The sequence below is a fragment of the Dehalococcoidia bacterium genome (assembly GCA_040902535.1).
Classification (GTDB): domain Bacteria; phylum Chloroflexota; class Dehalococcoidia; order DSTF01; family JACRBR01; genus JBBDXD01.
Map to the genome: position 1 here is coordinate 47,026 of JBBDXD010000025.1, position 26,122 is coordinate 73,147.

Sequence of the window (26,122 nt, forward strand, 5' to 3'; positions counted from 1 at the left end):
GCGACTCAGATAACGCCGCGTTCGCGCAGGAACGGGATCGCGTTCGCGACGGCTTCCGCCGGCTGCGACTGGTTGATCTCGAACACGCGCAGCGCCGCTTTCGGGATGCCCGCGGCAATATACTCCCACTCGACGGTGCCGTTCCCGGGCGCGCGATGGTCCGCCAGCCCATCGACGTCGTGCAGGTGGGCGCCGATCGTGCGCGCGCTGTTCGTGTCGAGCCAGGCGCGCTTGTCGACCAGCCCCAGGCGCCACTGCACCTCCGCGTGCCCGACGTCGTGCCAGTAGCCCGCGACGTCAGGTGCATAATCGGCGAGCAGCGCCGCCGCTTCGTCGGCTTGTGGAAACTCGTGGTAGTGCAGCCGGTTCTCGATGCCGATGGCGATGCCGCGCGCTTCGCCGTAATCGGCGAGCACGCGCAGCGTCGCGCGCGCCTTCTCGAACCACGGCGCTGACTCGTCGACGCGCCGCCGCTTGATGATGGCGCGCAACTCCTCGACGCGTTCGCCTTCGCGCGTACCCGAATCGTAGAGACGCCGCAACTCGCGCTCCTCCTCGAACATCGCGTTGCCGACGCCGCCCAGGTGTACGACGACGAACTTGCCGCCGACGCGCTTCGTGAACTCGATGCTCCCCTTGGTGAAGCCGATGGCCGCTTCGCGCTCACTGTCGTCGAGCGCGGCAAGGTTTAGCGAACTGTTCGAGCGCTCCGTAGCGTCACGCACGAGCGGCGCCGGCGCGTGGATCGACGAGATCTTGACGCCGTGGCGCTCGATCAGCCGAGTAAACGGCACCTCCGGCGTCGAATGGCTGACCTCGATGGCGTCGTAGCCCAGCCGTGCGACCTCATCGACAAACTCATGCATGTCGTCGATGAACCGCTGCTGCTGCGCCCACATCGTGCTGAGAGAGAGGGTCATAGCTGGAGGATAGATGCTGGCAGCGGGAAGCGGGAGTCGCGACCTTACAGCATCATTGCTTGCGTCCAAGCGCCCGTACGATCGCCTCGAGCGCTGCGCTGGAGGCGTACGGGTTCCCGGAAGGCGCGATGGGCGCCTCGATCGTGATCACGGCCGACGCCGTGCGCAACTCCGCCGCGAAGCGATCCGGCGCGGCGCCACAGGCGTCACTCCAGGCATAGATCGTTGCGGTATTCGGCCCAACGTCGAGCGAGCGTTGTTCGACGCACACGCTCTGCGCCCATGGCGCGACCGCGTCGAATGGCGCGGTGCCTGAGCGTACGTACGACGCCTGCGTGATAACGACGAACGGCGAGGCAAACTCGTCATCGATCGGGACGTATTCCAGCCGCACGCTCGATCCCGTTTCCGTCACGCGCACATTGCTCAGCGCGATCGGGACGATGCCGTCGCGCCACGTGTACTCCGGTCCGAGCCAGTACAACGGCTCGGCGACCAGGGGCTGGTCGAGCGCAAAGTCCAGGTTGCCTGGGCGCAGCGCTGCTTGGCCAAAGAAATGCGCGGGCACGCTGTCTCTCGCGACGAACTCGTGCTGGAAGTACGTCTCCGTCTTCGTGCGCGAACCGCCGCCAAGGCTGTCGTGGTGATTCGTCCGCCGCACGCTCGGCAGATAGGTGATGGCGTCGACGAGCAGTTCGTCGGAAACCGTGACCGTCGAATCGATCCCGGAGTACTTCGCCTTCGTGCGCACGGCGATCACATCGATGTCGCCGAATCTCCGACCGGACTCCACGCTCACCGCCGCGCGCGCACGGTCGAGGAGACACGTCTGATACACCGAGATCACGCGTTTCGCGGACTCACGGCATCCTTCGATCTCAGCTTCGTGCATGCTGCCGTTGCCGGCGCTGTATTCGTTGCCGCCGTCGAGCAGACGCTCGAAGCGCAACGGGCGTCGCGGATCTCCGTTGCTCCGGATCACGCGCGCGCGGTCGTTCTCGGCATCGATCCAGGCCTCGATCTCGGTCACCGGCCTGTAGTCCGAGTCGGATTCGACGTTCGCCGTGACGTGGACGATCATGCCGGGCCGCGTAAGCGCCAGCGCCACTCTGCGGTACACCTCGTCGACCGGAGGCGCCGCGCGCTTCGAACGCTCGTCTTCCCCTGAGGCCAACGTGATCACGGTCAGCGACCCGATCGCAATCGCCGCGAGGAAGAGACCGGCAATGAGAGCCTTCCGTGAAAGACGTCCCCTCGCACCGATGGTCACGGGATATCGCCTCCTTCGGAGGATCTCACTATTCGCTCGAGGACGGCGATGAGCGGCGGAATGTCATTACTCGCGGTCTGCCAGACAACGTCGACCGTCGATGTGCACGATGATGTGGCGCATTCCGATGATCTCGCGCCACGGCACATCAACGTACGCGGCACGCTGGTCTCCCGTAAGACGGCTCGGCGCCTCCCCGACGACCTGGAGGAGGTAGACAAGGGCCAGCTGCAGATCCTCGTCCGTCGAATTCGGCGCGCGAGATACCTGTTATACGCCGGGCAATTCGGCGAGCGTGTACCAGCATGTCGACGAAGAATGCGTCATCAGGTCGCCGCATAGATGGGCCGGGCGGACTCCAGGATCCGCCTGCGACGGATCCAGTTCTCACTTGTTTCTACGAGATGACGCTTAACGAGGTCGACGTTACGTCCGAAGATCGTGCGCAGCTCATCTTCCATGTCGAGTTGTTCGCCGAGCGAGGGGCGATGGTCCTCGTCGAACGTGACGAGCAGATCGATGTCGCTCTCATCGTCGAAATCGTCGCGCAACACCGAGCCGAACAGTTCCAGTCGCACGATCTTCCATTTCCGACAGAATTGTTCGATCTGCTCGGGCGTGCCGCCCAGTCGTGTGTGCACCTTCGACATGACGCCACTATAGCGCGCCGCACCGGTTGGCCGCGCCAGGAAGAAGCCTGAGGCAAGCGAGAACATCACGACCCGTCGAGGGCTGCCATCGCCCGCCGGGCTCCGCGGCGCTACAGACCTCCGGCGCCCTACTTAGGCTGTTCCCCAAACGCCTGCGCACGCGTCATCGTCACGATGATCCACGTCGCCTCGGCGGTCGCGTATACGACGCCCGCGTCGTCGAAGAGCGCCGAGGTGCCGTAGAACTTCCGACCGTCGCGTTGGCGCGCGCGGCCGACGACGTGGTAGCGGGCGTCCGGTGGCGGCACGCGCAGGTACCGCACATCGAGTGAGCCGAGCAGAACTGGTCGTTGCGCAACAGTTCCTCCTGCTGCTCTCGCGGCAAACAGATGCCAGAACCGCAGTCCAGCGCCGACGCGACGATCGACGACGCCAGCCCGCCTCCGGCGTCGACGAACGACGGCTCCGGCGACCCCGCAGCCCACGTCACGCCGTGGCCGGCGAAGCGTGGGTAGATGTGCAGCCCCAGCGCGTTGCGCGGCCCGCACGAGAAGCAGCCGATCACCGGATGATCGCCCGTCTCCTCGAAGAACGGCGGCGTCGAAGGTTCCGACCCGCGCGCCATCTCGCGCACGAGTGCGTCGAGTTCGGCCGGCATCGACGACAGTACGTCCCCGGCGCGCGCCGGTTGCGCGAGCATCGTGACCTCGACGCGTCCGCTGATCAGTGAAGCATCGCCGTCACGCACCTCGACGTCGTACGCCCCATTCGCTCGTGCTGTCTTTGCCTGCAGATCGCGGCTGTGCGGGATGCCTGAATGCAGCCGCGCAGTCACGCGCGTCACGGCGGGATGCGCGATGCCGTCGCGTGTCGCCGCCTCGATCGCCGGACACGCCAACGCTCCGACAGCCATGCCGCCGTTCACGTTGCCCGGTGGCCCTTCGACCCGCGCCGGAAAGCGAAGCGAGGTGCCGCTCGCGCCGTGCGTCGCGATGCGGTCGGGGTTCCCGGGTTCGCAGCAGTAGCAGTTCGTCATCAAGACGCAGGATCGCACGGCGATGCGCGCGTAGCCACAGGGCGGACGTGTTGACAGTTAGGGACGCCCGTGATAAGTTAGTGTCATAGAGACACTAAGTACGACACGCTCTTGTATGACGCCCTCGGAGGCCCTCGATGACTCCTGCGGCCATCGCTGAAAAGAAGACCACCCCCAACGTCGGCGGCATCGGCTGCGAGAGCGACGCGATCGAGACGGCGCCGCTTTCGGCCGAGCGCTCCTTCGCCTACTGGCAGCAGGACATCCCACGCGAGTACTGGGATCTCGACGCTCCCGCACTGACCGCGCGCATCGCCGAGGCACGCAACAAGCTCGGTACGCGTCTCATCGTGCTCGGCCATCACTATCAGCGCGAGGACATTATCGCGTTCGCGGACCTGCGCGGCGACAGCTTCAAGCTCGCGCAGTTCGCGGCGGAACACCCCGAATCGGAGTACATCGTCTTCTGCGGCGTGCACTTCATGGCCGAAGCCGCGGACATCCTCAGCGCTCCGCACCAGAAGGTGATGCTGCCGAACATGGCGGCCGGCTGCTCGATGGCCGACATGGCCGATCCCGACGACGTCTTCAGCGCCTGGGCCGAGATGGAAGAGCTTGGCATCGCGCAGGACACGATGCCGATCACGTACATGAACTCGGCCGCCGCGCTAAAGGCGTTCGTCGGCGAGCACGGCGGCGCGGTGTGCACGTCGAGCAACGCGCGCAAGGTCATGGAGTGGGCATTCGCGCAGAAGAAGCGCGTGCTCTTCTTCCCCGACCAGCACCTCGGACGCAACACCGGCGACGCCATGGGCATCCCGCTCGACGAGATGGTGCTCTGGGGCTGGTCGCGTCCTTACGGTTCTATGGGCGGCCGCACGCTCGAAGAGCTGGGACAGAGCCGCGTGCTGCTGTGGGCGGGCCACTGCTCCGTGCACCAACGCTTCACGCCGGCGCAGATCGACGAAGCCCGCGCGAAGTATCCGGACATCACGGTGATCGTACACCCCGAGTGCCGGTACGAGACGGTGCAGGCATCCGACCTCAATGGTTCGACGGAGTTCATCGCGAAGACGATCGCGAACGCGCCGGCCGGCTCGAAGTTCGCCGTCGGCACGGAGATCAACCTGGTCGCGCGGCTCGCACGTGAGAACCCGGACAAAACGGTGTTCTGCCTCGACCCCGTCGTCTGTCCCTGCTCGACGATGTATCGCGTGCACCCGGCGTATCTTGCGTGGACGATCGAGTCGCTCGCCGAAGGCCGCGTCGTCAACCAGGTCATAGTGCCGGAAGCGATTACCGCGAACGCGAAGATCGCGCTCGACCGCATGCTGGCGATTAAATAGCGCCGGCCACCGCAAACAAGCGCCGACTCGCGAAGCACGGACTTCTACTTGACCGCGCTTTATTGGCGCCGCGACGTTTGGTAAGATGCCTCGCCGTCGGGGTGTAGCTCAGCCAGGCTAGAGTGCACGGTTCGGGACCGTGAGGTCGATGGTTCAAATCCATTCACCCCGACCATCTTCCCCCAGTTGTCAGTCTTGAGTTTTTAGTTGTAAGTTCCCGGGGATCAGCGTGTCTCTCGAATCCGGCTTTCATCTGCAGATGGTGAACATTTATATCCGCGCCAGGAAAGAGTGTGGATACAACGCCACGCGCTTCCTGCAAATGCTCGACGGGCCGGAGCGCGGCGTCTCCGTCGCCAAACGCAATTTCCGCCTCTAACCTCCAGCTTCCAGCCTCCAGCTTCCAGCGCCGCCTCCCGGCCTCTCGCATCCCGCTTCCAACGTCCGCTACCCTTGCCCCGATGGACGCCAACGAGCTGAAACTCCGCGCCATGCGTGAGGTCGATGCCCACGCCGATGAGCTGGTCGCGCTCAGCATGCGCATCCACGCCAATCCCGAACTCGCCTTCCACGAGGTGCAGGCTTCCGCCTGGCTCGCCGACTTCCTCGAGAAAGAGCACTTCGAGGTGACGCGCGGCATCGCCGGGCTGCCGACGGCGTTTCGTGCCGTCGCAGGCGAAGGACGCCCGACCGTCGCCATCATCGCCGAGTACGATGCTCTCCCCGGCATCGGCCACGGCTGCGGACACAACATCATCGCGACGACGGCGGTAGGCGCCGGCATCGCCGTACGCTCTGTGATCGATGCGTTCGAGGGCGCCGTGCAGGTGATCGGGACGCCGGCCGAAGAGGTCTACGGCGGCAAGGTGCCCATGATCCGTGAAGGCGTGTTCGATGGCCTCGACGCCGCGATGATGACGCATCCCGCGACGCGCGACGCCGTCATGGCGAAGGCGCTCGCGTGCGCGGAACTCAAGGTCGAGTACTTCGGCGTCGAAGCGCACGCGGCTGCCCAGCCCGAGCGCGGCATCAACGCGCTCGAGGCCATGATCATCGCGTTCAACGCCATCAACTCGCTGCGCCAGCACATGCGCCGGACGGCGCGCGTGCACGGCGTCATCACTCACGGCGGCGACGCGCCGAACATCGTGCCGGGCCATTCGGCCGCGAGCTTCCTCATCCGCGCCGAAGACGACGAGTACCTGGAGGAACTAAAGACGCGCGTGAAAGCGTGCTTCGAAGCGGGCGCGCAAGCGACCGGCTCGCGGCTCGAACTGACGTGGAACCCCAACCAGTACGCCGCGATGAACACGAACCGCGCCATCGCCGAAGCGCATCGCCGCAACCTCGAAGCGATCGGCCGCAACGTCCCTGTCGATGACAACCCGCGCCCGCTCGGCAGCACCGACATGGGCAACGTCAGCAAGGTGTGCCCTTCCATCCATCCCGCGATCGCGATCGCACCGCTCGAGATCAACGGCCATTCGCCGCAATTCGCCGAGTACGCCGCATCCGACGCCGGCAAGCAGGCGGTGATCGATGGCGCAAAGGCGCTCGCCATGACCGCGATCGACATCTTCACCGATGCGTCGCTGCGACTCGCCATGCGCGAAGAGTTCGAGCGCGCGATGCCCGCCCCGCCTGCATCATGACGCAACCCGACGTCGTCTACGGGGACGACGAACTCGCCGCACTCTACGATCTGGTATACGCGCACTACACTGACGATCTCTCTCTGTACGAGCAGTTCGCAGCGCGTGGCGAGACGCCCTCGCTGGAACTGGCTGCGGGCAGCGGCCGCGTCGCGCTGCATCTCGCGCGCAACGGACATCGCGTCGTCGGCATCGACACGTCGCGGCCGATGCTCGCACGCTTTGAAGCCGCGCTCGACGACACCACGCGCTCCAACATCCGCCTGGTCGAGGCCGACATGCGCGACTTCGATCTCGGCGAGACGTTCGATCTCGTGTACTGCGCATTGGATTCCTTCGAGCAGCTGCTCACGAACGACGACGCTATCTCAGCGCTGCGATGCGTCGCGCGCCATCTGAACCTTGGCGGCGTGTTCGTCACCGAGCTGCGCACGCTCCGCAGCGTCGATTGGGCGCCGTCTCCCCAGGCGCCGCTCAGCTTCGAATGGACGCGACAGGATCCCGGAACCGGGGGGATCATTACCAAGCTCTCATCGATGCGCGCATCACCTGCCACGCAAACGACGACCACCACGCTCATCTTCGACCGCGCAGCTTCCGATGGCACGGTGCGCCGGCGGACATTCGACGTAACACTGCGTGTCTTCGGCAGGCACGAGTTCGAACTCCTGCTCGCCCACGCCGGTCTGCGCGTGACGCAACGCTACGGCGACTACGATCTCTCGCCCCTTACGGACGACGGCGATACGATGATCGTGGTGGCGGAGCGGGAGGGAGCCTGAACCATTGCTGATCGCACTCGATGCCATGGGCGGCGACCATGCACCGGCCGAGATCTTGGCCGGTGCTATTCTTGCCCGCGATGAGCTGAGCATTGACTGCGCTCTCGTCGGCTCCAGGGACGTGATCGAGGCGGAGTTGACGCGTCTCGGCGAACAGCCCGCGTCATGGCAGATCGTGCACGCCAGCGAGGCGATCGCCATGGACGAGCACCCCGCCCAGGCCGTGCGTGCGAAACGCAACGCCTCCATCAACATCGGCATGGACATGGTGAAACGCGGCGTCGCCGGCGGCCTCGTCTCCGCCGGCAACACGGGCGCCGTCATGGCCTCGGCGCTGATGACGCTCGGCCGCATCCAGGGCATCGAGCGGCCGGCACTCGGCACGCTGGCGCCCTTCACCGAACGCGGCGTCCTCGTCCTCGATGTCGGTGCCAACGCCGATGTGAAGCCGAGCTACATGGTGCAATTCGCCCAGATGGGCTCCGTGTACGCGGAGCGCGTGCTCGGCATCCCCAACCCGCGCATCGCGCTATTGAACATCGGCGGCGAGGAGACGAAGGGCAGCGAACTCGTACAGGACGTGCACGCGCGGCTGCAACACGCCGGCGTACACTTCATCGGCAACATCGAAGGCGGCGAAGTGCATCTTGGCAAGGCCGACGTCATCGTCACCGACGGATTCACGGGCAATGTCGCCGTGAAGGTCACCGAAGGCGTGGCGGATTTCATCTTTCGTGAGCTGCGCTCCGCACTCACGTCGAAACTGCGCTACAAGATCGCCGCCATGGTGCTGCGCCCCGGCCTCCTCAAGCTGCGCGACCGCATGGACCCGGGGACGTACGGCGGCGTGCCGCTGCTGGGCGTCAACGGCTTCGTCATCATCGCGCATGGCAACTCCAACGCGCGCGCCATTCGCAATGCCGTCCGCACCGCCAGCGAGGGCGCGCAGTCCGGCATGCTCGATAGCATCCGCAGCGCGCTCGCGCGCAAGTCGTAGCTACCGCCGCCGCGCGACCATCTGCGCAGGCACCTCAAGCTTGCGTCCGTCCCAGCGCACCGTGATCTTGCCCGTCGGCCGTACAGGCTTGCCGCTCTTCGCATCGCCAATGCGTTCGATGATCGCGTCCCACCGCACGTCGAATACCACGCGCACGGGCGTGTTCGTCGGCAGCTTGAGCGGCGCCTGGATCGCCTTTCCGCCCGCGTCGCACCGCGCCAGCCACACCGACGTATCGATGTCGACTGTCGTGGCGGCCGTACTTATTAGCAGCATCGTCGCACGCACTTTCTGCTTCATGTCCACCGTGCCCAGGTCGAGGGAAAGCGGGCTCACGCTGACCACCGGCGGATACAACAACGTCCCCCGCACGCGGAACTTCGCTTCGTCGCCCGGCCAACGCACCGTGATCGTCGCGTCGAGCGCGTGGCCCCGGATCGAAGGCTCGTGACTGAACGCCGGGGCATCCCAGTCGATCCCGATCGTCAACACGAATCGTCCTTCGATCGTCTTCGAGGACGTCACCTTCACGACGAGCGGCGCCGCTGCGTCCACGTTGATGACGTACGGCGCCAGGCGCTTCCACGTCAGGCGCACGTCGCGTGTTACATCACTCCGCCACGCAACGTCGCCGAGGTCGATGGCGGATTCGGGCAAGCCTTCCGGACGCGGAGGTATCGCAGGCTTCGGCGGCGCCTCCGGCCGCTTCGTAAAGCGCGCTGCTCGCGGCCGGGGCGGCGGTGGCGGAGGCACGATCCGCGCAGGCGTTTTCCCGAAGTTGCCGAGCGCCCATTCGACGCGCGCGAGCAACCGCGGGAACGTCGAGAGTTCTCCGCACAGCTGCCGTGCGACGCGGTCGGCGAGCTTCGGGTCGGCGTTGCTCGCAAGGCCCAACACGTGCCACGGCGCGCCGTCGAAGAAGTGCGCGACGTGTTCGTTCGGCTTGGAACCGCGTCCCTTCAGTTCGTCGTACGCAACATTGATCTGCTGCGCCGCTTCCAACGACCCGCCGCGGTCGGGATGGTGCACCTCGATGTGATAGCGGTGGGCGGCCTTGATGGCGCACTCCGGCGCGCCGGGCGCCAGCCCCAGTCGGCGCCAGTGGGCGGCCAGCCGTTCGTCCTTGATCGTGGGTGGCAAGCGGATCCTCCGAGCCGATTGTATCGGCGAGGCGGCGCGCCGCCAGAAGAAGCCGCGACAACGAGAAATTTCGAACGGGGCCGTCGCGCAAGCACGAACTGCATGCCATACGGGCAGCCGCGCGACGACGCTCGTACCTCGCCCGGGACTGCTCTCGATCCCCACGGTGCCCCGAGCTTCGCCGCGCGCTCCGGCATCGAGTGCAGCCCGACGTGCCCCGGAAACGAGCCAGCCCGGGTCGAAGCCACGCCCGTCCTCGCGCACCGTGAGTGTTAGGGCGTCGCCGTCTCGCTCCAGCCGCACCTCGCATGTTGCGCCCGGGCCCCGTCGTCGTTCCGCTCGTCACTCCGATGATGCCGAGGCGCCGGATCAAAACGCGCGCGCCTCGCAAGCGAGCCGCGCGCATTATCGTCAACTGGAGCGGAAGAAGAGATTCGAACTCTCGACCCCCTCCTTGGCAAGGAGGTGCTCTACCGCTGAGCTACTTCCGCGAGGTAGCCAGTATAACGGCGCCCGCCCGAAGCAACAACGCGCGAAGATCGGCGCCCTGCCGGGGTGAATGGAAGCCGTCGCCTGCCGATGCTAGCCATAGGGGCAGCGTCGGCAGGGGTGACGCTCTCCGCGAGAATCGACCCCGAAGGGGAAGGGGCTGCGGGTTGCCACGCTTCAAGGACTACTACCAAACGCTCGGCGTCGAACCACGCTCACACGCCCGCGTCATCGAAGGGACGTACTGGGAGCGCGCGCACGAACTCCACGGCGTACCGACCCGCCAGGCGCAGAAGCGCCTGAAGACGCTCAACGAGGCATACGAAGTCCTGGCGTCGCCGCACAAGCGCGCCGCCTACGATCGCCGGCACCGCGAGGCGAGGGACCACGCGTCCGACGCGCAGCGCGGTCCGGGATTTCTGCAGATATTCGTCAATCTCCTCGGAAAGCCGTTCCGCCCCGACTAGCGCGATCATTGTGTGCAACAAACAAAGGACTCGCAATCGCGAGCCCTTCTGTGATCTCAATCGACGCGGCGCTAGGCCTGCGCGATCTGATATTCCTTGCCTTCGGTCTTGATCGCCGGCGCGACGATCATCTCCGTCTTCTGGAAGTCGCGGATCGTCCGCGCGCCGCACGTGCCCATCGAAGTCTTCAGCGCACCGACGAGATTCTCGCGGCCATCCGTGCGCGACGTGGGCCCAAAGAGCACCTTCTGCAACGTCGTGTCGATCGAAACGCGAACGCGCGTGCCACGCGGCAACTCGCCGTGCGGCGTCGCCATGCCCCAGTGGTGACCGTGCCCGGGCGCTTCCTCCGTCGCCGCCAGGATCGACCCCAGCATCACGCCGTCGGCACCCGCCGCGAACGCCTTGCACATCGCGCCGCCGTTCGTGATGCCGCCGTCGGTGATGATCGGGACGTAGCGGCCGGACTCGCGGTAATACGTGTCCCGCGCCGCCGCCGCGTCGATCGTCGCTGTCACCTGCGGCACGCCGACGCCCAGCACCTCACGGCTCGTACATGCGGCGCCCGGGCCGACGCCGATCAGCACCGCCGCGATGCCCGTGTCCATCAGTTCCTTCGTGGCCGAGAACGTCACCGTGTTGCCGACGACGACCGGGACGTCGCCCATGTTTCTCACCAGCTCGTCGAAGATCAGGCCGCGCTCGCTCGAAGAGATGTGGCGCGCGCTCGTCACGGTCGCCTGGACCACAAAAACATCGACGCCCGCCTCTTTGGCGAGCGCCGCAAACTTCTTCGTGTTCATGGGCGTGGCGCTTACCGCCGCCACGCCGCCGCCCGCCTTGATTTGGCGGACGCGCTCCCCGATCAAGTCGGGCTTGATCGGCGCCGAGTACGCCTTCTGCATCAGCGCGGTCACGTCGGACTTCGGCGCTTCGGCAATTTCGCGTAGGATGGGAGCCGGGTCGTCGTACCGGGTCTGGACGCCTTCGAGATTCAGCACTGCCAGCCCGCCCCGTCGCGAGAACTCGATGCACATGCTGACGTCGGTGACACCATCCATCGCCGCCGCCATAAACGGCAACTCGAACCGTTGTGGTCCGAGTTCAAACGACAGCTCCACCATGTTGGGGTTGATCGTGTGGCGTCCGCCGGGGACGATGGCGACGTCATCGAATCCGTACGCCCGCCGCATCTCCTTGAACTGGGGTTGTGACATGGTTCGGGTACCTCCAACTAATGCCGCCGGGCCTGCCCGCCTGTGAGGCTTCGCTGCTTGGTCCCCGTCGGTCGTTCCCGTGCGCCGGGTATGACGCGATCGAGGCCGGCGGAGGCTTCCTACCGGTTTCCTGCTACATCTTGTCGTCCATACGTACCTTGAAGAGCCCGCTCGTGCGTCGCGGGTATGATTTCAAGAAGTGTATCGCTGCCGAATCCAGGCAGTCAAGAAATTATTACGACAAATAGTCACCCGCAATAGCGATATACACCGGGACGATGCATGGCCACCCTTTACCTCGTCGCGACGCCCATCGGCAACCTCGAAGATATGACGTTCCGTGCCGTCCGCGTGCTCTCCGAGGTCACGCTCATCGCTGCCGAGGACACGCGCAGCGCGAAACGCCTGCTCGACCACTACCAGGTGGCCGCAAAGCTGACGAGCTATAACGAGCACAACGCCCGCGCGAAGACTCCGGCCATCCTCCGCTCGCTCGAAGATGGCGACGTCGCCGTCGTGAGCGACGCCGGTATGCCCGGCATCAGCGATCCCGGCCACGACCTCGTCGTTGCCGCGATCGCGGCAGGCCACGACGTGGTGCCGATTCCGGGCGCGTCGGCTGTCATCGCCGCCGTCGCTGCCTCCGGTCTACCCTCGCGCCGCTTCCACTATCTCGGTTTCCTGCCGCGACAATCCGGCCCGCGCCGGCGCGCGCTCGCGGCAGCCGCAGCGTCCGGCGATACGATCGTCGTGTACGAATCACCGCATCGCCTGCGCTCAACGCTCGAAGACGCCCTCTCAGCGCTCGGCGATCGCCAGATCGCCGTCGCGCGCGAACTCACGAAGCTCTACGAGGAGATCTGGCGCGGCAGGATCTCCGCCGCTCTCGACCACTTCCTCGAGCCGCGCGGCGAGTTCACCTTGGTGATTGAAGGCATCGAACCGGAGGTCCGAGCCCCACAGGAGGACATCTCCAGTGGCATCGCGGCGATGCGTGACGATGGGTTGTCGTCGAAGGACGCCGTGGCCCAGATCGTCGAGCGGTACGGCGTCAGCCGTCGGGATGCGTATCGTCTGTGGCATCAGGAGTAACGTGAAGGGATCTGGCGCTTCGCCACTCGCGCTCGCCATCCTTCCGCACGAACTTCGAGTCGACCGCCGAGGCGAGGTCGACGTTGAACTCCGATGCAATAGCGGCGAGCATCACGAACGCGTCCGCCAGTTCATCCGAAAGACGCTTTGGATCGAAGGCCGCATAGTTGGGTGACCACGTGCGTTTGAGCTCGGCGGCGATCTCACCCACCTCCTCGCTGAGGAGGACCATCATGCGTACGGGATCAGTCGTGAATCCGCGTTCGCGGCGGATGAAAGAAATGCGCCGTTGTAGATCAGTGAGGTCGCCCATCGCACGTTCGTCCTTTAGTTCCACGTTCTACAGACGTGAGCGGGTGATGCAGGCTGAGCATAAGCCTTGAGGATCAGGTTCACCTAGCGGCCTCGATGGTAGAATAGCCATGCATTGAATACGGATTCACAATCTCGTCACATCCTCGTCGCCGTCGCGTGGCCCTATGCCAACGGGCCGCTGCACCTCGGCCACATCGCCGGCGCGTATCTGCCGGCCGATGTCTTTGCGCGCTATCACCGCATGGCCGGCAACCGCGTGCTCATGGTCTCCGGCAGCGACTTCCACGGCACGCCCATCACGGTCCGCGCCGACAACGAGGCCCGCACCCCGCAGGACGTCGTCGATGAGTTCCACCCGCAGTTCCAGCGTTACTGGCGCGAACTTGGCATTTCCTTCGACATCTTCACCTCCACCGGCACGCCCAACCATCAGCAGGTCGTGCATGACTTCTTCGACCGGCTCTACGAGCAGGGCTACATCTACCGCGCCACCATGCAGCAGTTCTTCGACCCGCAGGCCGACCGCTTCCTCCCCGACCGCTACGTAGAGGGCACCTGCCCGAACTGCGGCTACGAGAAGGCGCGCGGCGACCAGTGCGACAACTGCGGCCGCACGCTGGACCCTGAGCAGCTCATCAATCCCCGCAGCCGCTTCACCGGCGCCGTGCCCGAGATGCGCGATACCGAGCACTTCTTCTTCAAGCTCAGCGCGTTGCAGGCGCCGCTCCTCGAATGGCTCAAGTCCCGCGAGGGCTGGCGCAAGCACGTGCAAAACTCCAGCATCGGCTGGATCGAGGAGGGGTTGCACGACCGATCGATCACACGCGACCTCGAATGGGGCGTGACGCTCCCGAACGAAGATCTGGGCCCCGGTAAGCGCATCTACGTCTGGTTCGAGGCGTTCATCGGTTACGTCTCCGCCGCCGTCGAGTGGGCTCAGCAGCAAGGCACACCCGATGCGTGGGAGGCCTGGTGGAAGGACGCCAGCGCCGAGACGTACTACTTCATCGGCAAGGACAACATCTTCTATCACACGATCTTCTGGCCGGCCGTGATCATGGCGTACGGCGGCCTCAACCTCCCGACCGACGTCCCCGCGAATCAGTTTGTGACGTTCAAGGGTGAGAAGGCATCGAAGAGCGAGGGTGTCGGCGACACCGTGCTCACGTATCTCGAGCGCTATCAGCCCGACATGATCCGCTACGGCCTCGCCGCGAACTTTCCCGAGCAGGCGGACACTGACCTCACGGAAGCAGAAATGATCCGTCGCAACAACGACGAGTTGGTGGCGACGTGGGGCAATCTCGTCAACCGCGTGCTGCAAATGACGCACCGCAACTTCGATGGCGTCGTGCCGTCGCCCGGCGCATTCGACGCGCGCGACGAATCGCTGCTCGCCGCCGCCGCCACCATGCTCGACGGCGTCGCGCGGAACATCGAACAGCGCCATCTGAAGGCGGGATTGGGCGCGGCCATGGCGTACGCGCAGGAAGCTAACGCGTACCTCAACGCAACGGAGCCCTGGAAGACGGCAAAGACCGATCCGGCGCGCACCGGCACAACCCTCTACGTCGCGATCTGCGCGATCGACGCGCTGAAGGTCGCGCTGCATCCCTATCTGCCGTTCTCGAGCCAGAAGATACACGAGTACCTCGGATACGCCGGCACCGTTGAAGATGCGGGCTGGAGGCTCGCGCGCCCGCGCCCGGGCACCGCGCTCACGCAACCGGAGCCGCTATTCACGAAGATCGAGACTGAAAGTGCGAAGGGGGAAGCGCGCCTTACGGCGTAAGAGATGCGCTTCGTCGACACGCACGCCCACATCCACGACAAGGAGTTCGCCCGCGACATCGACGAAACGATCCAGCGTGCATCCGTCGCCGGTGTCGAACTCATCGTCACGCTCGGCACGAATCTCGAGAGCAGCACGCGCGCCATCGCGCTCGCCGAGCGCAGTCCGCGCGTGCTCGCCGCCGCCGGCGTCCACCCGCACGACGCCGCGGATGCGTCCGCCGCCGATCTCGATGCGCTCGAAGAGATGGCGCGCCATCCGCGCGTGGCGCTCGTCGGCGAGATCGGACTCGACTTCTATCGCGATCTCTCGCCGCGCGATGCACAGTTACGCGTGATGCGCCGCCAACTGCAGACGGCGCGCCGCGTCGGCAAGCCGATCGCCGTGCACGTCCGCGATGCCCACGACGACGCATTGCCTTTACTCCAGGACTACGCGCACGGGGCGGGCGGCGCGCTGCCCAATGGACGGCCGCTCGGCGTCATGCACTACTTCAGCGGCGATGCTTCACTCGCGCAGAAGTACGTCGCGCTGGGATTCATGATCTCCGTGCACACGTCGGTCACGCACCCGAAAGGCGAGATGATGCGGGGCGTCGCGCGCGAGGTCCCTATCGAGCATCTCGTCATCGAGACGGACAGCCCCTACGGTGCGCCGCAGGCGTATCGGGGTAAGCGCAACGAGCCCGCCTACGTCCGCGAAGCGGCAGCGATGATCGCCGAACAGAAGGGCATCTCGCTGGAAGCCGCCGCGAAGGCGACCACGAGAAACGCCCTGCGGCTGCTCGGCGTCGCAGTGCCCGCCGGCCCGGCCCGCTGAATTGATGCCGCGCAGCCGTGCGTCTGAGAGTAGCCGTCGCGGCCGTGCGCGATTACTATGCGCCTCGAACCCATCGCCGTGGGACTGTTGGAGGCTCGGCATCAGGCCATCGAATACGGAATGGAGCTGAGGTGAAGGTCGCTTCGATCTACGGCCCGGTCCAGGAGGACATCGAGCTCGTCGAGGATACGCTGCGCGGCATCGCCCACGTAGACAACTTCCCCGCGCTCGCGAAGATGCTCGCGCACGTGCTCGGAGCGGGCGGAAAGCGCCTGCGTCCCGCCATCGCGCTCCTCTCCGGCAAGTTCGGCGACTATCACCGCGACGTGCACATCCCGCTCGCCGCGTCGATCGAGCTGCTGCACACGGCTACACTCGTCCACGACGACGTGATCGATGCATCCCCCACGCGCCGCGGCCGCGCGACGGCTAACGAGCTGTTCAACAACTCCGCCTCCGTCATGCTCGGCGACTTCATGTTCGCGCACGCCTCCGAATTGATCTCGCGCACCGACAACACGCAGGTCGTGCGGCTGTTCGCCAGGACGCTGATGTCGATCGCGGGCGGCGAACTGCACCAGGATCTGAGCGCGTACGAATACAGCCAGGACACGCTCGCGTACTTCGGCCGCATCGAAGGCAAGACGGCATCCCTGTTCGCCGCATCGTCGGAGGGCGGCGGGCTCGTCGCCGGCTGCACCCCTCGCGAGTGCGCGGCGCTCCGCGACTACGGCCTCAACGTCGGCATGGCATTCCAGGTCGTCGATGACATCCTGGATTTCGCCGGCGACGAGCGCGAGATGGGCAAACCTATCGGCAGCGACCTCATGCAGGGCACGCTGACGCTTCCCGCCCTCCTGCTGATGGAGCGCAACCCCAGGGACAACCCCATCAAGAAGGCCTTCCGCACCAGGAAGCCAAAGCAGGAGCACGTCGCGGAAGCGGTGAACATGGTGCTCAATTCCGACATACTGAACGAGGTGTACGTCGTCGCGCGCGACTTCCGCGACCGCGCACTGGCGGCACTGGGCACGCTGCCCGGCGGCGCCGCGAAGTCGTCACTGGAAGACATCGCCGAATACGTGCTGGAGCGTCGGTCCTAGGGGTGCAGCCATGCCGATCTACGAATACGCGTGCCACAACTGCCGCCAGTTCGTCGAAATCATCGTCCGCCGCGTCAGCGACGACGTCACGCCCGTGTGCCCCGAGTGCAAGAGCAAGAAGCTCACCCGTATGATCAGCAACTTCCAGTTCCACCAGTCGATGCAGTCCAAGATCGAGCAACTTGATCCCAAGTACGACAAGATGATCGAAGCGTCGAACCCCGACCTCTCGTTCGACAACATGGTGAAGCAGTACCGGCTCGATCAGCCCATGACGACGAAGGAATCCCGCAAAAAGCTGATGGACGAGAAGGGACCCGGCCTCATCCCCGGCGCCTGAAGAGCGTGTGCCTTCTGCGGCCGTGCGCGTACCGGGAACGCGCACATCAATGCGAACACGTGATAGGAGCAGCGCAGCGGCACGATCAATGCCGCGTCGCGCTTACGACGCCGTGGCGCTACCCGATCGAATGCCGCTCTGAGCGCAGGAACGCCCGCCCCGCGGCGGTGACGTCGACGACCGGGCCGGATCCATCTGCCCGCCTCAGCACCACGTACCCCAGGTCGACTGCGTCTTCCCAGACCGGGAGCTTCGGGCAGGATGTCCGCCAGGCGTCCATGACTTCTGCATACGGACGTGGCCCGACCGCGATCCATTCGATGAGATCGAGTACGAGCGCCTTGTTCGCAACGGTCATGGTGTAACTCCGCCTGTGCCCGTAAGAATAGCGGACGCCGGCGGCATCGGACCGAGCGTCACACGACCGGCGCCGCGGAATTCGCCGTCAATCGCGCCTCCAGCGACAACCGCTGCGCCCGCATGATGATCGCGTTCGGCTGACGCTGCAGCTCCGACACGATCGCATCGACACCGCGCCCCGTCTCGATCAGCCCGCGCAGACGCACGTCTTCTTCATCGGTCCAGCGCTCGTATGCCCGCGGATGCTGCTTGCGCGCCTCGGCGATGCGTTCTTCCTGGTAGGAGAGCGCGGCGCCGCCAACGGCGGGATCGGGCGCGCGCTTCGGCGCCCCGTATTCGACGATGTACGCACGCACGACGCCGAGCACGCCGGAGCCGAACCGCTGCACCTTCGTCGGCCCGAAGCCGCCGAGCTGCATCAGATCGTCCTCGTGTTTCGGCCAGGCCGCCGCGATCGCCCGCAGCGTCGCATCGTGCAACACGCCGTAGGCGGGAATGTTGTCCTTCGCCGCGCGACGCCCGCGCCACTCGCGCAGCATCTCGAACAGCGCCAGATCGTCGCCCGTAAGACTGTCCTCGGCCGGGATCGGCGCCTTGCCTCCTCGCGATGCGCCGATGCGCTTCTGCGCGCCTTGCTGCTGGGGCAGCCGGACGGGATTGGCGCGCGCGCCCGCATCGACTTCGGCGCCCCGGCGCGTGATCCGCAGCGTCGAGTGCTCCGGATCGACGGCGAGCAGCCCCGCCGCGAGGCACCGGCGCAGCACGCGCCGCACCCACTCCTCCGAACGCTCGCGCATGCATCCGAACCGCTCGAGCTTGTGCCACTCGTGTCGCTCGATAGCCCCGGTACGATGACCGATCAGGTAATCGGCGAGCGTGCCCGGGCCCGCAGCGAACGGCAGCACGCGCAGCGCGCCCAGGATCGCACGGACCACCTCCGCCGATGCATCCGCCGATGGCTCGTTGCTCGCGCGCCCGCCGGCCGTCGCGATGCAGTTGTCGCAGTGCGTGCAGCCACCCAGCTCTTCGGCCTCGTCTTCGAAGTAATGCAGGATCGTGTCGTGGCGGCACGCCGGCGTCTCCGCGTACGCGATCATCGAACGCACAAGCTCGCGCCGGTGCAGCGCTTGTTCGCCCGAAAGCGCCGTTTCCGACGCGATCATCTTGAACCGCCACGCGATGTCGGGGTCGGAGATCAGCAGTAGCCCCGTCGCCGGCGCGCCATCGCGTCCCGCGCGCCCGACCTCCTGGTAATACGCCTCGACCGACTCCGGCATGCTGTGATGCGCCACCAGCCGTATGTCCGCCCGGTCGATGCCCATGCCGAACGCGTTCGTCGCCGCAACGACGTCGAGGTTTGCCGACTGGAATCGCTCCTGCACCGCCGTGCGCGACGGGCCGTCCATGCCCGCGTGATAGTGTTCCGCGCGCCACCCGAGTTCACGCAGAGACTCCGCCGTCCCCTCCGCCTGCCGCCGCGATGCCGTGTAGACCAGCGCGCTGCCCTTCCCCGCGCCCGGCTTGCCGAGCACGCGCTTCACTTCGTCGGCGATGCGCTTCGCTTTTGCCTTCGGCCCGCTCACTTCTTCGACGGCGAGCTCCAGGTTGCCGCGCGCGAATCCCCGCAACACCTGGTGTGCCCGGTCCATGTGCAACCGCTCGATGATCTCGCTGCGCACGGCCGGCGTCGCCGTAGCAGTCAGCGCGATCAGCCGTTGCGGCTGCAGCCGTTCGACGAGCGCTCCGAGCGTCAGGTAGTCGGGACGGAAGTCATGGCCCCAGTGGCTGATGCAATGCGCCTCGTCCACCGCCAGCAACGAGATGTCGAGACGTCCCAGCACTTCGTCGATGAACCGTTCCGACGCCAACCGTTCCGGCGCGACGTACAGCAGCTTCACGCGGCCCGTGAGCGCCAGATCTGTCCGTCGCTGCACGTCGTTCGGATCGAGGTTCGATGCCAGGTACGTCGCCGGAATGCCGCGCGCCGCCAGCGATGCCACCTGGTCCGCCATGAGCGCGACCAGCGGCGTAATAACCAACGCCACGCCGTCCAGTTCCGTCGCGGGCTGCTGAAAGCACATGCTCTTGCCGCCGCCCGTCGGCGCTACGACGAGCACCTGGCCGGTGCCGTGCATCAATGCGTCGATCGCTTCGTTCTGCCAGTCGTACAGCTTCATTGCTCAACGCTGCCTTCGTTCGCCTCGATCGGGGTCCACCTTCGCTTGCCGTCCGGCGTCTCACTCATATAACCAAGCCCGGGAAACGGACAGTGCACGGCCACGACGAGCTGCCGCTCGGCGATCGCCTGCGCGACGACGGCCTTCTTCGTCTCCATCGCCTCCAGCGGGTAGATGTCGAACGACGATACCCACGCCGCCCGCTCGAGCTGCACCGGATGCTGGATCATGTCCCCCAGGTACACCGCCGATTCGCCGCCTGACTTCAACACGATGCTCGCGTGTCCGTGCGAATGACCGGGAGTCGGGATGATCGTGATCTCGTCCGTGACGCGGCGCTCGCCATCCAGCAGTTCGAGTTGCCCTGCCGTCTCGATCGGCAGCACGTTCTCCGAAAGGTACGTCGCACGCGTGCGCTCGTTCGGCGCGATCGCCGCCTCCCACTCAGCGCGCTGGACCAGGTATGTGGCGCGCGGAAACGTCGGCACGAACCCGCCGTCCGCGCCCTTCCGCGTGTTCCAGCCGCAGTGGTCGGCGTGCAAGTGTGAGTTGATGACGATGTCGATGTCCTCCGCCGCCACGCCCAGCGCGCGTAACCCGTCGAGCAGCGATCCTTCTTGGCCGCGCGTCGTCTGGCCCAGCGGCCGCTCCTTCTCACCGACGCCGGTCTCGATCAGCACGGTCTTGCCCTCCGATCGCACCAGCAGCGAGTTCAGCCCCAGCGCCATCTGGTATCGCTCGTTCAGCTCGATGCCCAGCCGCTCCCACAGGACGCGCGGGACGACCCCGAAGACAGCGCCGGCGTCCTGGTAATACGTCCCATCGCTGAGGATGGCGAGATCGAGGTCCCCGAGACGGTGCTTGGCGGGCATTGTAGCTCCGGAATAGAACGTACGTGCGAACCACGATACGGCAGTGCCTCGCCGCGGTCAACGATCGGTTATGTCATTCGCGGTTCGGGGATTCCCACCCTCACCGTCAGGGTGCTCGCCGACTGCACTTCCCGTACGGGCGCACGATACTCCGCTCGAAGCCGGTTGATTCGCAGGGATGTGCACCATGGCAGGCCGAAACATCGAAGCAGCAGGCGTGGCCGGCGATCGGCTGCGCCCCGCCGTGATTCAGGGCGTCGCATTCGTCCTCATCGTCGCGTTCGCAGCCCTGCTCCGACTCTGGAATCTCGGCGTCCGCACGTTCCACCCCGATGAAAGTATGTACTCGCTGATCGCCGCGCAGTTCTCGCGCGGCGCTGCCTACGAGCATCTCCCCATGACGCACGGCCCGCTGCACTACGTCGGCACGGCTGCCATCTTCGCGACGCTCGGCGACAGCGACTTTACCGCGCGCATGCTGCCGGCGATTTTTGGCGTCGCGCTGGCCGTCTTGCCGTTCGCGTTCACGCGTCACATCGGCCGCGCCGGTGCGATCGCCGCGGCGCTGCTGCTCGCGGTGTCGCCGTCGGTGCTGTACTACAGCCGGTTTGCCGGGCCCGAGATCTATCTAGCGTTCTTCACCGCCGCGCTGGCGATGCTGATCTGGCGATACCTGGCAGCCCCGACGCGTTCGTCGCTCTACCTCATCTCAGCGGTGCTCGCATTCATGTTCGTGTCGACGGAAATGGCGCTTGTCGTTGCGCCGATCTTCGTCGCGTACCTGGCGTACCTCGCCGCATGCGACCTCGTCACGCAGATGGCCGAAGGCGCCGAAGCAGCAGCCGAAGCTGACCTCACGCACTACGAAATGCTCGGCGTCGAATCCGACGCGGCCGTCAAAGACATACGCCTCGCCTATCGCAAACGCATCGACACTATCGAGAGCCGCTCCGCGCGCGAAGCGCTTGCGCACGCGTACGGCGTCCTCACAAACGCGAACCGCCGCGAAGCATACGATCGCAAGCTCACGCGTCGCACCATGACGGGCCGTGGAGCCTCCGAAACCAGTCTGCTCCCAAAGGCCGCGATCTTCGCCGCGACGCCCTTGATCGTCGCGTTCTGGCCCGTGATCGGCGGCACGCGCGCGCGCCTCAACCTGCACCGCCTGCCCGTCGCAGCCAATCCTATGCTCGTCATCGCGCTGCTGGCCGCGCCGTTCTATGCCGCGCTCGTGCAGCTCCTGCCATTCATCGGCGACCGTGGGTTCGCTGGCCAACAGATGGTCTACGTCATCGGCGGCACGAACTACGAGCCCGGCGGCGAACTCCCCCGTCATGCTGATCACGCTCGGCGCGATCGTCGGTGCTGCGGGCGTGTTCGGATGGATGTGGCGCTGGAACGCGTGGGTAATCTGCTGGGCCACGTTCTACGGCATCACGATGACGATGTTCACGGGCTTCTTCACCAACCAGGGCGGCATCTGGACCGGCTACTGGGGCACGCTCGACTTCTGGATGCGCCCCGAGGCCGAGTACACGACGCGCGCCCCGTACTACTACGGCATGCTCCTCGCCGTCTACGACTTCCTGCCCGCGATCATCATCGCCGCCGGCGCCGCGTTCTGCGCCGTCCGCGGCCGCAGGCAGGATCGCGTCACGATGCTCGGTGCCGCAGCCGCGCTCGCCGTCATCGTCGCCATGCCGGCCTGGACGCCGTTCCTTGCCGGCCACAAGCCGGCACTGAGCCTGCTCGTCGCCTGCGCGGCCGTGCTGACGCTGCGCATGCCGCCGATGACGAGGTTCCTCGCCTTCTGGGCAGCCGGCGCGTTCTTCGCGTTCGCAGCCGTGCCGGCGAAAGAGCCGTGGCTGATGGTGCACGTGACGACGCCCGTCGTCTTCCTCGCTGCACGGCTGGTCAACGATGGCATCGCCGCGGTGCCCGTGCCGCAGGTGTCGATGCCGAGGCTGCGCGCGAACTTCACGCCGCGCCTCGCACAGGCGTCGCTCGCGGCCACCTTCGCCGGACTCGCCGTATTCACGCTGCAGGCAGGGGTGCTCGCGTCGTGGGGCCACGGCAATGTGCCGCAACTCCGGAACGCGCTCGCCTACCGCGACGAAGGCGACACGCCCATCGAGCTGATCCAGCCGCAGCAGACCTCGCCCGATGTCCGCGAAGTGCGTGACGCGATCGCCCGCGCCGGCGACGAGACCGGCCTCGGCCGCAGCGTGCCCGTCGCGCTCGACAGTTCGTACTCCTTCGCACAGACATGGCTTTGGTATCTGCGCGACTACGACCACCTGACACTCACCGACATGCGCCGCGGCTTCGATGTCCCCGCCGGCGCCGTCGTCCTTGTCGATAGCCGCAATCGCGGCAAGCTTGCAGGCGCCGAGACCGCCCTCTCCGTCACCTACACGCAGCAATGGGCGTTCCCGCACCGCGTCGACGACGCCTCCGCCGCCGATATCGCATCAGACCTCGTCAGCATCGACGCGTGGTCGGACTGGATGCGCTACGCCACCGACCGCGCCAGCGTCGGCCAACTGCGCACCACGGGCGGCGTCGCGTACTTCCCGCGCGACCTCGTGACGGTCCTGCCGCCCAACCGCGCGTCGGACGTCCTCAGCACCGGCGTCGAGCCTGCCGACGCGCCTGAGTAGCCGTTACCAGCGCGCGTCACGACGCCTTCGCCACGCACTCCCGCGCCACATGCGCGAGCGCGCCGCCGCGCACGGCGCCGATCATGTCTTGCAGGATCAGGTTCGGCACGAACCCGAACGCCATGCCGATCTCAGGATCGGCGAACCCCACCGAACCGCCCGCCCCCGGGTGCCCGAACGACGTTTCGCGCGGTCCCTGCGGCCAGCCCGCGGCGCCGCCGTTCATGTACCCCATCGACCAGCGGATCGGGATGATCAGCACGCGGTCCGGGCGATGGCTCTGCGGCGCCGACATGCGACGCACCGTCGCCTCGCTCAGGATGCGCACGCCGTCCAGCTCGCCGTAGTTGGCCAGGCAGGCGTAGAACCGCGCCAGGTCGCGTGCGCACATGACGCCGCTCACCGCCGGGATCTCGGACGCATGGCCCTCGCGGGAGTTCAGCACGTCCTGCAGGTTGCGATCGTCCGAGTGCATCGTGCCGCCCATCGCACGCGCGGTGATCGACCCGCTCGCGATGAACGCTTTGGCCAGCGCTGATTGCTCCGGCGTCCGCGGCGGCGAGTAGAGCTGCGCGATGTTCGGTTCTTCGCTCTCCGGCGCGCCGAGGAAGAGCTTCTTCAGCCCCAGCGGCTTGCTTATCTCGTCGTGCAGGAACGTGCCGACCGAGCGCCCGTCGATGCGCCGCACCAGTTCGCCGATCAGCCATCCGAAATCGAGCGCGTGATAGCCCGTATCCGTGCCCGGCTCCCATTCCGGCGACAGCCTCTCGATCGCGCTCACCATCGTGCTCCAGTCTGTGACGTCGTCGAGCGCAATGTCGTCGGGCATCTGCGGGATGCCCACCTGGTGCGTCAGCAGGTGATAGACCGTGATCTTGTCCTTGCCGTTCTGCGCGAACTCCGGCCAGTACTTCGAGACGAGGTCGTCGTACTGCACGAGGCCGCGGTCGGCGAGGACGTGCAGGCTGGTCGCGGTGAACGCCTTGGTCGTCGAGTAGACGGTGGTCATCGTCTCTTCGCGCCACGGGTCGCCGCCGTCAGGCGCGGTCGTGCCGCCCCACAGGTTCACGACGAGGTTGCCGCGCAGGTAGGCGCTCACGCTCGCGCCGACGTGCTCCCCGTCCGCGAACTGCTTCTCGAACGCCTCGCGCACGCGCTCGAACCCCACCTCAACGTGACCTTCGACCGTCATAGCACGCTCCCCTAGCGCATCGATTCTGGAAGACTTCACCGCGTGGCGGAAGCGCGCACTTGATTGTTTTTGAAATGGATTTTTCATTTCGGGGTCCGGCGAACCTGATCTTGATTGTTTTGTCTTGATTGAGTTGCCGCGACGCATGTACTCGACGGCGAGGAGCGCGCGCGATTGAACGGAGATTGCATGCGCCGGCATTCTCCCATCGTACGGCGGCAGCGGCGCGCCACGAAGCGGACGATGACACGTGCACCGGCGTTACGCAGGCGCATCAGCCGTGCGTGCGGGCGCCGATGTTACGTAGCTATGGGCAGCGACCGGCAACAACGACCAGACCTACGCGTGGCGTGACGGAACAGCCGGGGCGGCTGTTCTCCACCTGCGGTGCGGCGGGGCCGTGCGTGGCTTGCCGACGGGTCACTGGCGCTATCCCCGTCATTCTGAGCAAGCGAAGCGCGGCGAAGAATCTCGGCGCGGCGACACGCTCCAACATCAAGCGGTTCTGTCGTCAACGTCTCGTCGTTCGTCGCGCTCGTCGGCTGCACGGTGCCGCAGGACGCGTACACGGCGAGCAAGGGCGCCGTGCTCGCACTCACCAAGTCGCTCGCCGTGCAGTTCGGCCCGCAGCGCGTGCGCGTCAACGCGATCTGCCCCGGCCCGATCCTGACGCCGATGCTCGTCGAGCTGTTTCCGAGCGAGGAGGAGAAGATGAAGCGCCTCAACCGCATCCCGATGTGCCGCTTCGGCCTGCCGGAGGACATCGCCTACGCGGCGCTCTACCTGGCGTCCGACGAGTCGTCGTGGACGACGGGCACGGAGATGGTCGTCGACGGCGGCATCACGGTGAATTACTTTTGATGGCAGTCGGCTGGCGGTGGGAGAAGCGCCGACCGTGTGGGAGTTGTGGATCACATACAGCCACCTGGCGCGTATCTGAATACCAGGACTTCGTCTCCGTCATGCCGCGTGATGTAAAGGTTCTCGACTGACTGGTCGCGCCACAGCCTAAAACTGTCGCCGCGGTGGTACTCGGTGCTTCGCGCGGAGTCCGGGAGAACTCCAATCTTCTCGACCAAGAGATAAACGGGTGGCTCTCCCGGCACTCCGACGAACTGGCGCAACCCGAAGCGCTTCGCAAACTCGGGTTTTGTGTCGGCGCAATGAGGAGGATCGACCCAATAGACCTCCCCGCTGCCGCCGTCCCACTGCTGGACTCCACCCGAGCGCATACAGCCCATGAAGAGCAACACGAAGCACAGCGATACCAGCAAGAGGGTATTGACAAACTGAACCGTAGGTGAGATTCTCGCGTCCATCCGCGATACATTCCCGTTTATCAAGGATCCCATCATGAGACGTGGAGTTGGATTAATCGTTGTGACCTGCCCCCGATCTTTGGTCCACTCATTGTGAGAGTCCGACCGGGTCCTT

Annotated in this window: 26 protein-coding genes and 2 tRNA genes; 13 read left to right on the plus strand and 15 right to left on the minus strand. The window is 65.9% G+C overall.

Going from position 1 to position 26,122, the window contains the following annotated elements:
• Positions 1 to 5: 5 nt before the first annotated feature.
• From WEB52_14270 to WEB52_14285, 4 genes are all read right to left on the minus strand, one after another.
• A complete protein-coding gene (locus WEB52_14270; protein ID MEX2227604.1) occupies positions 6 to 920 on the minus strand; it encodes a sugar phosphate isomerase/epimerase in 915 nt (304 codons plus the stop codon).
• Positions 921 to 972: 52 nt separating this feature from the next.
• The gene (locus tag WEB52_14275; GenBank protein ID MEX2227605.1) at positions 973 to 2,190 is read right to left on the minus strand and encodes a hypothetical protein; all 1,218 of its coding nucleotides are present in this window, start codon (positions 2,188 to 2,190) and stop codon (positions 973 to 975) included.
• A 326-nt stretch (positions 2,191 to 2,516) separates the two neighbouring features.
• Positions 2,517 to 2,840, minus strand: a complete 324-nt coding sequence (locus tag WEB52_14280) for a nucleotidyltransferase domain-containing protein (GenBank protein MEX2227606.1) — start codon at positions 2,838 to 2,840, stop codon at positions 2,517 to 2,519.
• Between the two features lie 169 nt (positions 2,841 to 3,009).
• Complete coding sequence (locus WEB52_14285) at positions 3,010 to 3,876, minus strand: hypothetical protein (protein MEX2227607.1); 867 nt, start codon at positions 3,874 to 3,876, stop codon at positions 3,010 to 3,012.
• Positions 3,877 to 4,013: 137 nt separating this feature from the next.
• Here WEB52_14285 and nadA point away from each other — a divergent pair, with 137 nt between their 5' ends.
• From nadA to plsX, 5 genes are all read left to right on the plus strand, one after another.
• Entirely contained in the window at positions 4,014 to 5,222 is a 1,209-nt protein-coding gene (gene nadA, locus WEB52_14290; protein MEX2227608.1) for a quinolinate synthase NadA, read from the plus strand.
• A gap of 97 nt (positions 5,223 to 5,319) precedes the next feature.
• Positions 5,320 to 5,397 (plus strand) — tRNA-Pro (locus WEB52_14295).
• Positions 5,398 to 5,683: 286 nt separating this feature from the next.
• A complete protein-coding gene (locus WEB52_14300) occupies positions 5,684 to 6,874 on the plus strand; it encodes a M20 family metallopeptidase (GenBank protein MEX2227609.1) in 1,191 nt (396 codons plus the stop codon).
• Positions 6,871 to 7,656, plus strand: a complete 786-nt coding sequence (locus WEB52_14305; protein ID MEX2227610.1) for a class I SAM-dependent methyltransferase — start codon at positions 6,871 to 6,873, stop codon at positions 7,654 to 7,656. The genes WEB52_14300 and WEB52_14305 overlap by 4 nt, the downstream gene beginning before the upstream one ends.
• A 4-nt stretch (positions 7,657 to 7,660) precedes the next feature.
• Positions 7,661 to 8,653, plus strand: a complete 993-nt coding sequence (gene plsX / locus WEB52_14310; GenBank protein ID MEX2227611.1) for a phosphate acyltransferase PlsX — start codon at positions 7,661 to 7,663, stop codon at positions 8,651 to 8,653.
• Here plsX and WEB52_14315 read toward each other — a convergent pair whose 3' ends face one another.
• Both WEB52_14315 and WEB52_14320 read right to left on the minus strand, forming a co-directional pair.
• A complete protein-coding gene (locus WEB52_14315) occupies positions 8,654 to 9,793 on the minus strand; it encodes a J domain-containing protein (GenBank protein ID MEX2227612.1) in 1,140 nt (379 codons plus the stop codon).
• Positions 9,794 to 10,209: 416 nt separating this feature from the next.
• Positions 10,210 to 10,284: transfer RNA gene (locus WEB52_14320), tRNA-Gly, on the minus strand.
• Between the two features lie 165 nt (positions 10,285 to 10,449).
• Between WEB52_14320 and WEB52_14325 the strand changes: the two genes are divergently transcribed.
• On the plus strand, positions 10,450 to 10,749 hold the full coding sequence (locus WEB52_14325; GenBank protein ID MEX2227613.1) for a DnaJ domain-containing protein: 300 nt from the start codon (positions 10,450 to 10,452) through the stop codon (positions 10,747 to 10,749).
• Positions 10,750 to 10,820: 71 nt separating this feature from the next.
• Here WEB52_14325 and WEB52_14330 read toward each other — a convergent pair whose 3' ends face one another.
• Entirely contained in the window at positions 10,821 to 11,966 is a 1,146-nt protein-coding gene (locus WEB52_14330; protein ID MEX2227614.1) for a GuaB3 family IMP dehydrogenase-related protein, read from the minus strand.
• Between the two features lie 282 nt (positions 11,967 to 12,248).
• Between WEB52_14330 and rsmI the strand changes: the two genes are divergently transcribed.
• Complete coding sequence (gene rsmI, locus WEB52_14335; GenBank protein MEX2227615.1) at positions 12,249 to 13,058, plus strand: 16S rRNA (cytidine(1402)-2'-O)-methyltransferase; 810 nt, start codon at positions 12,249 to 12,251, stop codon at positions 13,056 to 13,058.
• Here the strand turns inward: rsmI and WEB52_14340 are convergent.
• Positions 13,018 to 13,293: a hypothetical protein gene (locus WEB52_14340; protein ID MEX2227616.1), complete on the minus strand. Its 276-nt coding sequence runs from the start codon at positions 13,291 to 13,293 to the stop codon at positions 13,018 to 13,020. The two genes, rsmI and WEB52_14340, sit on opposite strands and share 41 nt — an antisense overlap.
• Positions 13,294 to 13,485: 192 nt before the next feature.
• On the opposite strand from WEB52_14340, the gene metG reads away from it, so the two are divergent.
• From metG to WEB52_14360, 4 genes are all read left to right on the plus strand, one after another.
• On the plus strand, positions 13,486 to 15,165 hold the full coding sequence (metG, locus tag WEB52_14345; GenBank protein MEX2227617.1) for a methionine--tRNA ligase: 1,680 nt from the start codon (positions 13,486 to 13,488) through the stop codon (positions 15,163 to 15,165).
• A gap of 3 nt (positions 15,166 to 15,168) precedes the next feature.
• Positions 15,169 to 15,984 carry a TatD family hydrolase gene (locus tag WEB52_14350; protein MEX2227618.1) on the plus strand — a complete coding sequence of 272 codons (816 nt, stop codon included), beginning with the start codon at positions 15,169 to 15,171 and terminating at the stop codon, positions 15,982 to 15,984.
• A gap of 131 nt (positions 15,985 to 16,115) precedes the next feature.
• The gene (locus WEB52_14355) at positions 16,116 to 17,087 is read left to right on the plus strand and encodes a polyprenyl synthetase family protein (GenBank protein ID MEX2227619.1); all 972 of its coding nucleotides are present in this window, start codon (positions 16,116 to 16,118) and stop codon (positions 17,085 to 17,087) included.
• Positions 17,088 to 17,097: 10 nt separating this feature from the next.
• On the plus strand, positions 17,098 to 17,427 hold the full coding sequence (locus WEB52_14360; protein ID MEX2227620.1) for a zinc ribbon domain-containing protein: 330 nt from the start codon (positions 17,098 to 17,100) through the stop codon (positions 17,425 to 17,427).
• Between the two features lie 118 nt (positions 17,428 to 17,545).
• Here WEB52_14360 and WEB52_14365 read toward each other — a convergent pair whose 3' ends face one another.
• From WEB52_14365 to WEB52_14385, 5 genes are all read right to left on the minus strand, one after another.
• On the minus strand, positions 17,546 to 17,785 hold the full coding sequence (locus tag WEB52_14365) for a hypothetical protein (GenBank protein ID MEX2227621.1): 240 nt from the start codon (positions 17,783 to 17,785) through the stop codon (positions 17,546 to 17,548).
• Between the two features lie 58 nt (positions 17,786 to 17,843).
• Entirely contained in the window at positions 17,844 to 19,964 is a 2,121-nt protein-coding gene (locus tag WEB52_14370) for an ATP-dependent DNA helicase RecQ (protein ID MEX2227622.1), read from the minus strand.
• Entirely contained in the window at positions 19,961 to 20,836 is an 876-nt protein-coding gene (locus WEB52_14375; GenBank protein MEX2227623.1) for an MBL fold metallo-hydrolase, read from the minus strand. The genes WEB52_14370 and WEB52_14375 overlap by 4 nt, the downstream gene beginning before the upstream one ends.
• Positions 20,837 to 20,942: 106 nt before the next feature.
• A complete protein-coding gene (locus WEB52_14380; protein MEX2227624.1) occupies positions 20,943 to 21,371 on the minus strand; it encodes a hypothetical protein in 429 nt (142 codons plus the stop codon).
• A 174-nt stretch (positions 21,372 to 21,545) separates the two neighbouring features.
• On the minus strand, positions 21,546 to 22,181 hold the full coding sequence (locus WEB52_14385) for a hypothetical protein (protein MEX2227625.1): 636 nt from the start codon (positions 22,179 to 22,181) through the stop codon (positions 21,546 to 21,548).
• Here WEB52_14385 and WEB52_14390 point away from each other — a divergent pair.
• Positions 22,171 to 23,496, plus strand: coding sequence for a hypothetical protein (locus tag WEB52_14390; protein ID MEX2227626.1), 1,326 nt, complete (start codon positions 22,171 to 22,173; stop codon positions 23,494 to 23,496). The two genes, WEB52_14385 and WEB52_14390, sit on opposite strands and share 11 nt — an antisense overlap.
• A 16-nt stretch (positions 23,497 to 23,512) precedes the next feature.
• On the opposite strand, the gene WEB52_14395 is transcribed toward WEB52_14390, so the two are convergent.
• Positions 23,513 to 24,688, minus strand: coding sequence for a serine hydrolase domain-containing protein (locus WEB52_14395; protein MEX2227627.1), 1,176 nt, complete (start codon positions 24,686 to 24,688; stop codon positions 23,513 to 23,515).
• Between the two features lie 468 nt (positions 24,689 to 25,156).
• On the opposite strand from WEB52_14395, the gene WEB52_14400 reads away from it, so the two are divergent.
• Positions 25,157 to 25,549, plus strand: a complete 393-nt coding sequence (locus WEB52_14400) for an SDR family oxidoreductase (protein MEX2227628.1) — start codon at positions 25,157 to 25,159, stop codon at positions 25,547 to 25,549.
• Between the two features lie 50 nt (positions 25,550 to 25,599).
• Here WEB52_14400 and WEB52_14405 read toward each other — a convergent pair.
• Positions 25,600 to 26,122: hypothetical protein (locus WEB52_14405; protein ID MEX2227629.1), on the minus strand; the 523-nt coding region annotated here is incomplete at its 5' end.